Source organism: Neisseria sp. HMSC065C04, from assembly GCF_001815375.1.
GTDB classification, from domain to species: Bacteria; Pseudomonadota; Gammaproteobacteria; order Burkholderiales; family Neisseriaceae; genus Neisseria; species Neisseria flavescens_D.
Genome location: NZ_KV820422.1, coordinates 421,190 through 434,242, shown reverse-complemented (window position 1 = coordinate 434,242; position 13,053 = coordinate 421,190). Strand labels below are relative to the sequence as shown.

Below are 13,053 nucleotides of genomic sequence, written 5' to 3'. Positions count from 1 at the left end.
ATATCATCATAAAACAGCAACAGAGGCCGTCTGAAACTTTTCAGACGGCCATCGACTCCTTTCCCTGTTACACATTTTCAGGCAAAGGCAAAAAAGGTTCAATCGTAGGGAAAAGCTCGCGCTCCTCAAAGCGCGCATGATCGCGCAAAGTAACAGCAAACTCCTTATTCCATGATTCATTCATATATTCAGGATGCGCCATCATCGCGCGCAATTTGGCATGATCGCCTTCAAAACGCTGCCGCAACGCAGGGTCAATTTTATCCCAATACGGCGCAAACATGGTTTCCTCTTCCAAAAAATGTGGCTCCAGCTCAATAAAATGAGGCTCCAGCTCCGCCTGATGGCTTTGATCGGGCGTACGCAGGAGACGGACGCACAACGACAGCGAGCCATGATGTTCGCGGGAAAGTTCTATTAAGGCAGGATGGCGTTTCAAGGGCTTCATAAGTTCGTTATAATGGTAACAGTTTGTCAAACTGGATTAATTCAAATGTTTCAGATATTATGAAACCCAATCCCACATAAAGTCAAACAGCCCCTCTTCAAGCACTACGCTTTTGACATATAATAAAAATATCTAAAGAGCCAGCCATGTATCTGACCCAACATACCGATTACGGATTGCGCGTATTGGTTTATACCGCCATCAACGATGACACCCTCGTCAATATCGGCACCATTGCCGAGACTTACAATATTTCCAAAAGCCATTTGATGAAAGTGGTTACCTCATTAGTCAAAGGCGGTTTTCTGGTTAGCGTGCGCGGCAAAGGCGGCGGTTTGCGCTTGGCAGACAATCCTGAAAACATCAATATCGGTGCAGTAGTGCGCCATCTTGAGCCGATGCAGGTTGTCGAATGCATGGGCGACAACAACGAATGCCTCATCACCCCTTCCTGCCGATTGACCGGTATCATTACCGGCGCCATCAAAGCCTTCTTCAACCACCTAGATCAATACTCACTGCAAGATCTGCTGGACAAGCCGACTTACGACATACTTTATACACCACGCATCCCGATCAACGAAATACGCGGAACGGCCGACTAAATCTTCAGGCCGTCTGAAAACAATCCAGCCATACTGAAATGGTATTACTTAAAAAATAAAAAATGCCGTCTGAAATAAAGATTTGCAGACGGCATTTTTTTATAAAACACTCTACAGCTTAAATAGCTGACTTTCATTCGATAGGTTAATTTTTATGCTAAATATGTTGAACATAAGACAATAGAAAAACATAAAATAAGAATAATCATAGCAACCGTAAAATTTATTCTTAATATTTTCAGATAAAATTTATTGGATATTTTTTGTATTCCAAACAGTATCTTGTAAAATTTTAATTCCATACTTCTATGAGTAAATAGATATTCAAAAAACCCTATATCCATCCCTTCTGATTTTAATATTTTATATAGCATTACTAGATTAATGATAATTGCAATAAAATACAAAAATACTAAACAAAACAGAAAATAAGGCAATAACTCCACCAAACTACTCCTTCTTTTTAAAAAAGAATTTTCCCTAAAAAACATATTGGACGACATGACCAATTGCTATTGCCGACATTATATTCCAATCTTTCGCAAACCAATAAATACAAAAATGCCCGAAGCCAAAAGCTTCGGGCATTTTTAATATTTGGTGGGTCCGGTGGGTTTCGAACCCACGACCAAGGGATTATGAGTCCCCTGCTCTAACCCCTGAGCTACAGACCCGTCAAGAGTAGAAGCGGATTATAGCATAACTTGTTGCTTGTTCAAGATGCCGAGCAAATGTTTCAGACGGCCTGTTGATTTTCTATTCGGGCATTATGCCGATACGCCCAATGCTTCCCAAACTTTCAAAGCGTCCAATGTTGCTTTGACATCGTGAACACGGATGATTTGCGCGCCTCGGGCGACTGTGGCCAAAGCGGCTGCCACGCTGCCGTGTACGCGTTTGGCGGCATCTTGTTCGCCTGTCAGCTCGCCAATCATGCTTTTGCGCGATATGCCGATCAGAAGGGGGAATCCGGTTGCTTCCATCAACTCAGGCAAATGTTGTATCAGGGTAATGTTGTGTTGCAGGTTTTTGCCGAAACCGAAGCCGGGGTCGAGCGTGATGCGTTCAGGGTCAATGCCTGCTTGAACGCATTCTGCCGCGCGTGCTTTTAAATAACGCGCGATTTCTTCGACGACATCTTGATATTGCGGATTAAGCTGCATGGTTTTGGGCAAACCCTGCATGTGCATGAGACACACGCCTGTCGTCGGCTGTTGAGCCAATAATGCGACTGCGCCTTCATCACTCAATGCGGCAACATCGTTGATAATATCGACGCCGCCTTGCGCCAAGGCTTTTTCCATGATTGCCGTGTGGCGCGTGTCCAAGCTGACGGGAACATTCCACTTGGCCACTTCCGCCAAAACCGGCTGCACTCTGGCCCATTCTTCTTCGAGAGAAACATCATCCGCACCCGGGCGGGTAGATTCGCCGCCGATATCGAGAATATCCGCGCCGTCTTTCAGCAGCTGCTCGGCATGTGCCAATGCTGTTGAGACATTTTGCGAATAGGTGCCGCCATCGGATAATGAATCGGGGGTCAGATTGACGATGCCCATGATTTTCGGTTTGTCCAAGGCGATTTCAAATCGGCCTGCCTGCCAAATGCGTGTGTTCATAATGCGTCCATTGATGAAATAATAGGATAGAGGCCGTCTGAAATTTTTCAGACGGTCTTTAGGTTTTGACTTCAAACAGTCAATTACATTCCGCCGTAATTCGGCCCGCTTGCGCCTTCGGGACAAATCCAAGTGATGTTTTGCGTCGGGTCTTTGATGTCGCACGTTTTGCAGTGTACGCAGTTGGCGGCGTTGATTTGCAGGCGCGGACTGCCGTTTTCTTCGACGATTTCATATACGCCGGCCGGACAATAGCGGGTTTCGGGCGAGGCGTATTCTTTGTAGTTTACGTCTATCATGACCTGCGGATTTTTCAGCACCAAATGGTCGGGCTGGTTTTCTTCGTGCGCAAGGTTGGCAAGGAAAACGCTGCTCAAACGGTCGAAGGTCAACACACCGTCGGGCTTCGGATAATCAATCGGCTTGCATTCGGCGGCTTTTTTGAGCTGCTCGTTGTCTTTGCCGTGATGTTTCAAAGTCCACGGGGCTTTGCCTCTGAAAATCATTTGGTCGATGCCGGTATAGATTGAGCCGAGGTAAACGCCCCATTTAAATGACGGACGGACATTGCGCGCGGCGTAAAGCTCTTGATACAGCCAGCTTTGTTCAAAGCGTTGCTGATAATCCGCCGCTTCTTTGCCGCTGTCGAAGCTTTCCACTTCTTCGAGGTTTTCCAACAAGGGGAACACGGCTTCTGCGGCGAGCATGGCGGATTTCATGGCCGTATGGATGCCTTTGATGCGCGGCATATTCAGGAAACCTGCGGCATCGCCGATTAAAACGCCGCCTTTAAACGATAGCTTCGGCAGGCTTTGCAAACCACCTTCAATCAGCGAACGCGCGCCATACGCGATACGGCGGCCGCCTTCAAAGGTTTTGCGGATTTCAGGATGGGTTTTGAAACGTTGAAACTCTTCAAACGGCGACAGATAAGGGTTTTGATAATCCAAACCGACCACAAAGCCGACAGCGACTTTGTTTTCGTCAAAGTGATAAATAAACGAGCCACCGTAGGTTTTGCTGTCTAGTGGCCAGCCTGCGCTGTGCATGACCAAACCGGGCTGATGTTTTTCAGACGGCACTTCCCAAATTTCTTTAATGCCTAAGCCGTAAGTTTGAGGCTCGCTGTTTTGGTCGAGTTGGAAACGTTCGATGATTTGCTTGGAAAGCGAACCGCGGCAGCCCTCGGCAAACAGGGTTTGCTGTGCCCAAAGCTCCATGCCGGGCTGGAATGAATCGGTCGGCTCGCCGTCTTTGCCCACACCCATATTACCGGTCGCAATGCCTTTGACCGAACCGTCTTCGTGATACAACACTTCGGCGGCGGCAAAGCCCGGATAGATTTCCACGCCCAAATTTTCCGCCTGCTCCGCCAGCCAGCGCACGACTTCGCCCAAGCTGGCAATATAGTTCGCATGGTTGTCGAAATTCGGGGTAACCGGCAGGTTGAAGGCTTTTTTCTCGGTCAGGAACAAAACCCTGTCCTTCGTCACTGTACGTTTCAGCGGCGCGCCTTTTTCTTTCCAATCAGGAATCAGTTCATTCAAAGAAATCGGATCAATGATGGCGCCTGCAAGCGAGTGCGCACCGGTCTCCGAACCCTTCTCCACCACGCAAACGCTGATCGCGCGTCCATTCTTTTCGGCAAGCTGCTTGAGTTTGATGGCGGCAGACAAACCCGACGGGCCTGCGCCGACAATCACGACATCGTATTGCATACTGTCGCGTTCGATGGTTTCTGTCATAGTGGTTCCTGTATTGTCATTATTCAATTTAATCCGCTAATTATACAGCCTGGACATATAGTTACCAAATACAACAAAAGGCCGTCTGAAACTTTACTCAAATTTCAGACGGCCTTGACTGTGTTCAAAAGATTACTGCGCTTTGGTTTCCGTTACAAAACCGATTTTGCTGATACCGGCTTCGCGCGCCGCTTGCAAAGCTTGGTTGACATAATCGTATTCAACCGCTTTATCCGCCGCAATCGCCACAATCACATCTTCGTTTTTCGCTTTGGCTTCTTTCAGCTTGGCAGTTACCGTTGCCAAATCCACTTTGTTATCCGAATCGCCGCCAACGACATAAGCACCACTGGCATCAATGCTCAAACGCAAAGGATCTTTAGGCTGCTGCTTATCCTCTTTTGCCGCTTTTTCCGAAGCAGTCGGCAACTCCAAAGGAATCGAGTGGGTCAGCACCGGCATGGTAATCATAAATACAATCAGCAACACCAGCATCACGTCCACCAAAGGCGTAACGTTGATATCCGACATCGGCGCATCATCGCCGGAATTCATTGATCCGAAAGCCATGGTTTAATCCTTTTGGTTCAGCAGGCGGACATGCAGGTCATGTGCAAATGCGTCCATATCTTGCGCGATGGTTTTTGTACCGCGGTTGAGGAAGTTGTACGCCAATACGGCCGGAATCGCTACAAACAGACCGACGGCAGTCGATACCAAAGCCTCGCCAATCGGACCGGCTACCGCGGCAATGCTCATTTGACCGCTTTCGCTGATGCCGATCAGGGCATGGTAAATACCCCAAACAGTACCCAGCAGGCCGATAAACGGAGCAGTTGCGCCGATAGAGGCCAAAGCAGTCATACCATAGTCAAACTGGCGCATGGTTTGGGACATGCTGTTGCGGATGTGAACAACCAAGTATTCGTTCAAAGGCAATTCGTCAATCAGCGATTTGCTTGTCGTTTGACGGTAGTTTTGGTATGCGCGCAGAGACTCATCGGCAACATTGCTCATTGGTGCTTCTACCGCTTTGGCTTTCTGTACAGCATCGGCCAGCGTAAACGCATTCAACATCAACTCTTTTACCTGAGCATTGCCTTTTTTCGCTTTGCGGTATTTGATGCAGCGAATCACAATGACACTCCAAGTCACCACACTCATCAACAACATCAGGACAAATACACCAATCAGTACCACATCACCTGATTTAAAAACTAAACTTAAATCCATAATTTTTCCAAGTTAAAAATAAAATTAAAATTTCTATCGGGTCATTTAAAAATATTTCCCAACAGCATATATTTTCCAATCAATCGGCTTAGTCCTAGATACTTATTCAAGCGTGAATTTGACAGGTACTTTAAATTCAGTCCAAACACTTGCATGACAGCTACCATCTTTAACGGCTTTACGCGCTGCATTATCCAGACGACTATAACCACTTGATTTATTCACACTAATTGAATCCACTTTACCGCCGGGACCAACCAAGACTTTCAAAACAACCAAGCCCTCTTCACCATTTTCAGTGGACAGTGAAGGATACGGAGGTCTCGGAATATGGCAGGTTCCTTTTGCAGGATTGCCTTTACTGCTGCCGGCACCTGTACCGCTGCCACCTCCGCTACCGCCGGTGCCGGAACCATGTTCGCCTTTCGCACCGCCGCTGCCGGATCCGCTGCCTTCACCACGACCGCTGCCAGTACCTTTCGTACCGCCGCCGTTACCTTTACCTTCTCCGTTCAAGGCTTTGCCTTCGCCGTTGCCTTTACCGTTTTCAGCAGTATTCGGCCCGGTTTTACTGCCTGAGTATTCAGATGCTTTAGGAGACGGTTTAGGTTCTGCCTTCGGCTCTGGTTTTGGTTCAGGTTTTGGCTCTGGTTTTGGTTCAGGTTTTGGCTCGGGCTTCGGCTCAGGTTTGGGTTCCGGCTTAGGCTCGGGCTTAGGTTTCTCGATAGGTTTCGGTTTTTCCTTTTGCTGTACGATATCCGCTTTTTCTTTTTTCGTTACCACAGGTTTGATAACAGGTTTGGGCGGCTCGACAGGCTTAGGTTTCGGTTTCGGCTTAGGTTTCGGTTGTTCTGGGGTAGGCTCGGGGGCGGCAGGTGCGCCTTCGCCCTCAGGACTACCGTCGCCACCGCCGAAATCGCCTAAATCGACAAATTCAATATTCGCCATTTCGACAGGAGGCGGTTTGTGCGCGTGCCATAAAAGTGCAACCAAGCCGACGTGAATCAACGCAACGGAAGTCACGACGGCTGGAGTTAAAATTCGTTTTTTATCCATAATTCCGTTATGTTAATAGCAACAATTCCCGTTTGCAAGTCGTTTTACAGTCAAAATAAGCATTAATGCTTATAGAGAAAGTTTATAGACCTGCTGTTTTAAAGGCTGCATATCATAATATGATATTAGCTCTCATTACTAATATTATCAAACAAAAGGTCGTTTTAAAAGATAAGCGGTAAGACAAAACAGCCTATTCTTCCGGCGTTTATGCTATCCGCACATTAAACCAATATCGAAACCTCATCAGACCGATAAAAATTCAAATGGTTTCAAATCATCTGTATTTTTTATCCATAAAACATTAGGCCGTCTGAAAACATTCTTTCAGACGGCCTGATTCAAACAAAATCATTTTTTCCGTTTCGCCCTTGGGTGCGCCTCATCATAAACGCGCGCCAAATGGTCAAAGTCCAGCTTGGTATAAACTTGCGTAGCGGAAAGGTTGCTGTGTCCCAACAATTCCTGCACGGCGCGGATATTGCCCGATGCCTGCAAAAGATGGGTTGCATAGCTGTGGCGCATCATGTGCGGCGAGATATGGCTGGCACTGCCCACGCGCACTGCCCACGCCTGCAGGCGTTTTTGGATTTGACGTTGCCCCAGCCTGCCGCCGTTCTTATTGGTGAACAAGGCCTGTTCACCCTCTTTGGCAATACGCACCACCAAATAATCGCGCAATGCCGCAATGCTTTTAGCCACCAAAGGCACTTGCCGCTGCTTGCCGCCTTTACCATTCACACTGACCCAGCCTTCGTCCAAGACGATACCGTCCAGATTCAACCCTTGTATCTCGCTCAGGCGCAAACCGCTGCCATACATCAATTCAAACATGGCCTTATCGCGTACGTCCAACTCGTCATCAACCGGCGCATGGTCAAGAATATGGTTTAAAGGCTCTTGCGGCAGTGCTTTGGGCAGGCGTTCGGGCAGGCGCGGCGCTTTCATATTAAATGTCGGGTCGCTTTCCATGACTTCTATCTGCACCAGCCAACTGCAATACTGCCGCCACACCGACAATTTCCGCGCCAAGCTACTTTCGCTTAAGCCCTTTTGCGACAGCTTTTTCAATACCGCCACAAAATCACGGCGCGTCGGTAGGCTGTTTTCAAGATTATCGGGCAACAGGCGCATCAACTCACTCAAATCGCGCCGATAAGCGGAAACGGTATGCTCCGACTTGCCTTGTTGCAGCAAAGTTTTCAGATAGCGTTCAAGATGAAGCGCAAAATGGTTTGATTCCGCCATTTCAGACGGCCTCCAATACCGTTTTCAATGCCGAAGGCAAACGACAGACACGCTGCTTACCATAATCGAAACACACCATGCCTGTCTGCACTTTCGCCAGCACAAGGCCGTCTGAAATCCTGCGGATACGGTACAGCAAAGAAAAGTCCACTCCGGCCACGCCTGCCGCCCCCATTTCTACCGACAGCTCATCGCCATGATGACCTTGCGCCAAATACTGCACCGCCGCATCCGCCATAATCAGGCCTGCCCCTCCAGCATCCATTTCACTCCAACCCAGCTTCGCCAGCCAACGCATCCGCACTTCATGGCACAAACGCAACACCGCATCGTTCGCCAGATGGCCACCATAGTTCACATCGCCCACCTGCACCGTCAAGGCCGTCTGAAACAAAGGCTTATCACACTCAGCCACCGAAATCCTATCCATTTTACACACCCGTTTTCAATACTACGCCATTATAAACCGAGACCCTGTTCGTTAATATATAAAAACAATGTAGCAGCTTGTAGTTTTTCATAGCAAAAAACATTATAATTTATCGGATAAATTTACCCTTCACTACTTCAGGAGCTTCTCATGGCACTCGTATCCATGCGCCAATTATTGGACCATGCTGCCGAAAACAGCTACGGTCTGCCCGCATTCAACGTTAATAACCTCGAACAGATGCGCGCCATCATGGAGGCGGCCGACCAAGTCAACGCCCCCGTTATCGTTCAAGCATCCGCAGGCGCACGCAAATACGCAGGTGCCCCATTCCTGCGCCATCTGATTTTGGCCGCAGTCGAAGAATTCCCGCACATCCCTGTCGTGATGCACCAAGACCACGGCGCATCTCCTGATGTGTGCCAACGCTCCATCCAACTGGGCTTCTCCTCCGTGATGATGGACGGCTCGCTGATGGAAGACGGCAAAACCCCTTCTTCTTACGAATACAACGTCAACGCCACCCGTACCGTTGTCAACTTCTCCCACGCTTGCGGCGTGTCTGTTGAAGGTGAAATCGGCGTATTGGGCAACCTCGAAACCGGCGAAGCCGGCGAAGAGGACGGCGTAGGCGCAGTGGGCAAACTTTCCCACGACCAAATGCTGACCAGCGTTGAAGATGCCGTACGTTTCGTTAAAGATACCGGCGTGGATGCATTGGCTATTGCCGTCGGTACCAGCCACGGTGCGTACAAATTTACCCGTCCGCCCACAGGCGACGTATTGCGTATCGACCGCATCAAAGAAATCCACCAGGCCCTGCCCAACACCCACATCGTGATGCACGGCTCCAGCTCCGTTCCGCAAGAATGGCTGAAAGTCATCAACGAACACGGCGGCAAAATCGGTGAAACCTACGGCGTACCGGTTGAAGAAATCGTTGAAGGCATCAAACACGGCGTGCGCAAAGTCAACATCGATACCGACTTGCGCCTCGCCTCTACCGGTGCCATCCGCCGCTTCATGGCAGAAAACCCGTCCGAATTCGACCCGCGCAAATACTTGAGCAAAACCGTCGAAGCCATGAAACAAATCTGTCTTGACCGCTACCTCGCATTCGGTTGCGAAGGCCAAGCCGACAAAATCAAACCGATTTCTTTGGAAAAAATGGCAACCAAATACGCCAAAGGCGAATTGAACCAAATCGTTAAATAATCCGTAGATCGGATTCACACTAAGGTCGTCTGAAAACTTGGCAATAAGGTTTCAGACGGCCTTAGCTTTTGGAAAATTTATAGTAAAATCTTCCACCGACTACACATCAAAACACATCGAAAGCAAACATGAAACTCGCCGTTATTTTGCCGGCCTATTGTGCCGAGGCTTATTTGTCCGAATGTTTGGATTCGGTATTGAATCAAACATTCCGTGACTTTTTCGTCATCGCCATCAACGATGCTTCAACAGACAAAACCGGCGAAATCCTCGAGGCTTACGCAGCTAAAGATTCACGTTTGCAGGTTTTCCACCTTCCGGAAAACAAGGGCGAGCCGTTTGCCTGCCAATTTGCCATGGATATGCTCAAAGACGTAGAGGTCGAATATGTGGCACGGATGGACGCGGACGATATTTGCACCCTGGATCGTTTTGAAAAACAAATTCAGTTTTTAGACAGCCATCCCGAAATCGATATTGTCGGCAGCCAAGCCACCCTCTTTTTCGACGACCAAACCGGAAGAGAACCCGTTTTAAGCGATCTGCCCCTGCTCGACAAAGACATTAAAGCCTTTTTCTCCAGGGCCGCTCAAAATATGTTCAACCCCACCACCATGTGGCGGCACGACAGCATTAAAAACCTCGGGATAAACTACACCGCGACGGAAACCGCGCCCGATTTCCATATGTGGGTGCAATGCGCCCTACATGGCAAAACCTTTGCCAATCTGCCCGAACCTTTGTTGTTTTACAGGATACATCAAGCTCAAGAAAGCAAAAAAAGAGACAAAATCAACAGATCCGTCCAATACACCATGGAGTTGTGGATCAGTCATCTCTTCCCTGATTTGAACGCGACGGAAGTAACGCTCTTAAGCCGCATCTTGTACGAAAAGCAACTGCGCTTGACCACTGAAGAGCTGAAAACCATTTTTGCCGCCTATGACAGAATCAGCAAAGACCGCAGCATTTCATTGTTTGGCGAAGACCGCAATACCATGTTCGACATGATAGACAATTTCTTCAATTTCTTAAAAAGTCAGTTAAAATTCACTTAAATCATAAAAGGCCGTCTGAAACCTAAGTTTCAGACGGCCTTTGTCTATTTCAAGATCAATCCAAATCAGAACAAGCCGTGAATCACGCCGTCTGCGTCCACATCGATTTTCTCAGCAGCCGGAACTTTCGGCAGACCCGGCATTTTCATCATATTGCCGCACAACGCAACAATAAAGCCTGCGCCGGCGGAAACAGTGATACCGCGTACGGTAATGCGGAAACCTTCGGGGCAGCCCAACAGTTTGGCGTTGTCGCTCAAAGAGTATTGGGTTTTCGCCATGCAGATCGGCATTTTGTCCAAGCCCAGTTTTTCCAGTGAAGCGATTTCGGCAGAAGCCTCTGCGCTGAAATCAACATCTTCCGCGCCGTACACTTTTTGGGCAATCGCACGGATTTTGTCTTTGATGCTCAATTCGACATCGTAGGCGAAGCCGAAGTTATTCGGTTGATTTTCGATGGCGTTGACGACTTTGTGCGCCAAATCCGCGCCGCCCGCGCCGCCTTTGCCCCATACTTCGGTCAGGGAAACTTCGACGCCTTGTTCCGCACAGGCTTTTTCAATCATGGCCAACTCGGCATCGGAGTCGGACACGAAGCGGTTGATGGCAACCACCACAGGCAGGCCGAATACGTTTTTCAGGTTGGAAATGTGTTTCAAGAGATTAGGCAGGCCTTTTGACAAAGCGTCGAGGTTTTCTTCGCCGAGGTTGGCACGTTCTACGCCGCCGTTGTATTTCAACGCGCGGACAGTGGCGACGACGACAGCCGCATCAGGTTTCAAATCAGCCAGACGGCATTTGATGTCGCAGAATTTTTCCGCACCCAAATCCGCGCCGAAGCCTGCTTCGGTTACGGCATAATCGGCAAGGTGTTTCGCCAAACGGGTAGCCGTTACAGAGTTGCAGCCGTGGGCGATGTTGGCAAACGGGCCGCCGTGTACAAAGGCAGGCGTACCTTCGATGGTTTGCACCAAGTTAGGCTTAATCGCATCTTTGAGCAATGCCGCCATCGCGCCATTCGCTTTCAAATCTTTGGCGTAAACGGGGCTGCCGTCTTTGGCATAGGCGACAAGGATGTTGCCCAAGCGCTCTTTCAAATCGCTGATGTCTTTGGCAAGACAGAATACCGCCATCACTTCGGACGCAACGGTAATGTCAAAACCGTCGGGACGCATCACGCCGTCAACAGGTTTGCCCATGCCGTCGATGATGTTGCGCAACTGACGGTCGTTCATATCGACCACACGACGCCACAGCACGCGTTTCGGATCGATGTTCAACTCGTTGCCTTGGTAGATATGGTTGTCGAGCATGGCGGCGAGCAAGTTATTCGCCGCGCCGATGGCGTGGAAGTCGCCGGTAAAGTGCAGGTTGATGTCTTCCATCGGCAAAACTTGGGCATAGCCGCCCCCTGCCGCGCCGCCTTTGACGCCGAACACCGGACCCAAAGAAGGCTCGCGCAGGGCGATAACAGAATCTTTGCCGATATGGCGCAATGCATCCGCCAAACCGATGGTTACGGTGGTTTTACCCTCACCCGCAGGAGTCGGATTAATGGCGGTAACCAAAATCAGACGGCCTTGTTTTTGCGGCAGCTTGAATGCTTCGGCAGGATTGATTTTGGCTTTGTAATGGCCATAGGGCTCGATGTTGTCAACGTTCAAACCCAGCTTGGCGGCAATTTCACCAATCGGGCGCATGGTGGAAGACTGGGCAATTTCAGCATCGGTTTTGAAGCTCATGATTTTCCTTTATTGAGTGAGGGAAGGCCGTCTGAAACAATCTCAAGAGACGGCTGGAAGAAAAAGAATATTCATTCTATTATAACGTTTTCCAAGAATAAACCGCAGTGAAAATTTCGATATTTCATCAACAAGCGGATTCATATTGTCAACAATTCAAAACAAAAGGAAAAAACATGGGCAGCAACGCATGGCTGTTTTGGGCATTGGCATCGGCAGGCTTCGCCTCATTGACCGCCATCTTCGCCAAAATGGGTTTACAAGGAATAGATTCCGATTTTGCCACCTTTATCCGCACCTTGGTCATCCTCGCCGCTTTGGTATTGTTTTTAACCTACACCGGCAAATGGCAGGGCGTAAACGGCTTTACCGGCCGCAACTGGACATTCCTCATCCTATCCGGCCTCGCTACCGGCGCATCTTGGCTGGCCTACTTCAAAGCCCTGCAATTGGGCAACGCCTCGCAAGTCGCCCCCGTCGACAAATTCAGCCTGGTCTTGGTCGCCCTGATGGCCGTCGTTTTCTTAGATGAACGCCCAAGCACGCAGGAGTGGATAGGCTTAGGCTTGGTAACGGCAGGCGTATTGACTTTGGCTTTGAAACGATAAAGATTGGGACATCAAAAAAGGCCGTCTGAAAAATTTCAGACGGCCT

13 protein-coding genes and 1 tRNA gene are annotated in these 13,053 nt (G+C 49.0%); 4 read left to right on the top strand and 10 right to left on the bottom strand.

Features of this window, described 5'->3' with window-relative positions; genetic code table 11:
• Positions 1-67: 67 nt before the first annotated feature.
• Positions 68-448: a hemerythrin domain-containing protein gene (locus HMPREF3022_RS11005; RefSeq protein ID WP_070765663.1), complete on the bottom strand. Its 381-nt coding sequence runs from the start codon at positions 446-448 to the stop codon at positions 68-70.
• A gap of 146 nt (positions 449-594) precedes the next feature.
• Between HMPREF3022_RS11005 and HMPREF3022_RS11000 the strand changes: the two genes are divergently transcribed.
• Positions 595-1,053: an RrF2 family transcriptional regulator gene (locus HMPREF3022_RS11000; RefSeq protein WP_004518811.1), complete on the top strand. Its 459-nt coding sequence runs from the start codon at positions 595-597 to the stop codon at positions 1,051-1,053.
• A gap of 598 nt (positions 1,054-1,651) precedes the next feature.
• On the opposite strand, the gene HMPREF3022_RS10990 is transcribed toward HMPREF3022_RS11000, so the two are convergent.
• From HMPREF3022_RS10990 to HMPREF3022_RS10955, 8 genes are all read right to left on the bottom strand, one after another.
• A tRNA-Ile gene (locus HMPREF3022_RS10990) sits at positions 1,652-1,727 on the bottom strand.
• Between the two features lie 93 nt (positions 1,728-1,820).
• Positions 1,821-2,672: a dihydropteroate synthase gene (gene folP / locus HMPREF3022_RS10985; RefSeq protein WP_070765662.1), complete on the bottom strand. Its 852-nt coding sequence runs from the start codon at positions 2,670-2,672 to the stop codon at positions 1,821-1,823.
• 83 nt (positions 2,673-2,755) lie between these two features.
• Entirely contained in the window at positions 2,756-4,417 is a 1,662-nt protein-coding gene (locus HMPREF3022_RS10980; protein ID WP_070765661.1) for an electron transfer flavoprotein-ubiquinone oxidoreductase, read from the bottom strand.
• 132 nt (positions 4,418-4,549) lie between these two features.
• On the bottom strand, positions 4,550-4,987 hold the full coding sequence (locus tag HMPREF3022_RS10975; RefSeq protein ID WP_036492000.1) for an ExbD/TolR family protein: 438 nt from the start codon (positions 4,985-4,987) through the stop codon (positions 4,550-4,552).
• A 3-nt stretch (positions 4,988-4,990) separates the two neighbouring features.
• Positions 4,991-5,650, bottom strand: coding sequence for a MotA/TolQ/ExbB proton channel family protein (locus tag HMPREF3022_RS10970; protein ID WP_049332314.1), 660 nt, complete (start codon positions 5,648-5,650; stop codon positions 4,991-4,993).
• 102 nt (positions 5,651-5,752) lie between these two features.
• Positions 5,753-6,706, bottom strand: a complete 954-nt coding sequence (locus tag HMPREF3022_RS10965) for an energy transducer TonB (protein ID WP_049332321.1) — start codon at positions 6,704-6,706, stop codon at positions 5,753-5,755.
• Between the two features lie 351 nt (positions 6,707-7,057).
• A complete protein-coding gene (locus HMPREF3022_RS10960) occupies positions 7,058-7,954 on the bottom strand; it encodes a tyrosine recombinase XerC (protein ID WP_049332322.1) in 897 nt (298 codons plus the stop codon).
• Position 7,955: 1 nt separating this feature from the next.
• Positions 7,956-8,384, bottom strand: coding sequence for an acyl-CoA thioesterase (locus HMPREF3022_RS10955; RefSeq protein ID WP_049332325.1), 429 nt, complete (start codon positions 8,382-8,384; stop codon positions 7,956-7,958).
• Positions 8,385-8,534: 150 nt separating this feature from the next.
• Between HMPREF3022_RS10955 and fba the strand changes: the two genes are divergently transcribed.
• On the top strand, positions 8,535-9,599 hold the full coding sequence (gene fba / locus HMPREF3022_RS10950) for a class II fructose-bisphosphate aldolase (RefSeq protein WP_003686828.1): 1,065 nt from the start codon (positions 8,535-8,537) through the stop codon (positions 9,597-9,599).
• Between the two features lie 128 nt (positions 9,600-9,727).
• Positions 9,728-10,657 carry a glycosyltransferase family 2 protein gene (locus tag HMPREF3022_RS10945; RefSeq protein WP_070765660.1) on the top strand — a complete coding sequence of 310 codons (930 nt, stop codon included), beginning with the start codon at positions 9,728-9,730 and terminating at the stop codon, positions 10,655-10,657.
• A 65-nt stretch (positions 10,658-10,722) separates the two neighbouring features.
• Here HMPREF3022_RS10945 and HMPREF3022_RS10940 read toward each other — a convergent pair whose 3' ends face one another.
• Positions 10,723-12,399 carry a formate--tetrahydrofolate ligase gene (locus HMPREF3022_RS10940; RefSeq protein WP_070765659.1) on the bottom strand — a complete coding sequence of 559 codons (1,677 nt, stop codon included), beginning with the start codon at positions 12,397-12,399 and terminating at the stop codon, positions 10,723-10,725.
• A 176-nt stretch (positions 12,400-12,575) separates the two neighbouring features.
• On the opposite strand from HMPREF3022_RS10940, the gene HMPREF3022_RS10935 reads away from it, so the two are divergent.
• On the top strand, positions 12,576-13,007 hold the full coding sequence (locus HMPREF3022_RS10935) for an EamA family transporter (protein WP_003761693.1): 432 nt from the start codon (positions 12,576-12,578) through the stop codon (positions 13,005-13,007).
• The last annotated feature ends 46 nt before the right edge of the window (positions 13,008-13,053 follow it).

Bases quoted from the DNA above. Each gene is read 5' to 3' on its own strand.
- HMPREF3022_RS10955 (WP_049332325.1), bottom strand. From the start codon at position 8,384: ATGGATAGGATTTCGGTGGCTGAGTGTGATAAGCCTTTGTTTCAGACG.
- HMPREF3022_RS10940 (WP_070765659.1), bottom strand. From the start codon at position 12,399: ATGAGCTTCAAAACCGATGCTGAAATTGCCCAGTCTTCCACCATGCGC.
- HMPREF3022_RS10970 (WP_049332314.1), bottom strand. From the start codon at position 5,650: ATGGATTTAAGTTTAGTTTTTAAATCAGGTGATGTGGTACTGATTGGT.
- HMPREF3022_RS10945 (WP_070765660.1), top strand. From the start codon at position 9,728: ATGAAACTCGCCGTTATTTTGCCGGCCTATTGTGCCGAGGCTTATTTG.
- HMPREF3022_RS10965 (WP_049332321.1), bottom strand. From the start codon at position 6,706: ATGGATAAAAAACGAATTTTAACTCCAGCCGTCGTGACTTCCGTTGCG.
- HMPREF3022_RS10935 (WP_003761693.1), top strand. From the start codon at position 12,576: ATGGGCAGCAACGCATGGCTGTTTTGGGCATTGGCATCGGCAGGCTTC.
- folP (WP_070765662.1), bottom strand. From the start codon at position 2,672: ATGAACACACGCATTTGGCAGGCAGGCCGATTTGAAATCGCCTTGGAC.
- HMPREF3022_RS10980 (WP_070765661.1), bottom strand. From the start codon at position 4,417: ATGACAGAAACCATCGAACGCGACAGTATGCAATACGATGTCGTGATT.
- fba (WP_003686828.1), top strand. From the start codon at position 8,535: ATGGCACTCGTATCCATGCGCCAATTATTGGACCATGCTGCCGAAAAC.
- HMPREF3022_RS11005 (WP_070765663.1), bottom strand. From the start codon at position 448: ATGAAGCCCTTGAAACGCCATCCTGCCTTAATAGAACTTTCCCGCGAA.
- HMPREF3022_RS11000 (WP_004518811.1), top strand. From the start codon at position 595: ATGTATCTGACCCAACATACCGATTACGGATTGCGCGTATTGGTTTAT.
- HMPREF3022_RS10960 (WP_049332322.1), bottom strand. From the start codon at position 7,954: ATGGCGGAATCAAACCATTTTGCGCTTCATCTTGAACGCTATCTGAAA.
- HMPREF3022_RS10975 (WP_036492000.1), bottom strand. From the start codon at position 4,987: ATGGCTTTCGGATCAATGAATTCCGGCGATGATGCGCCGATGTCGGAT.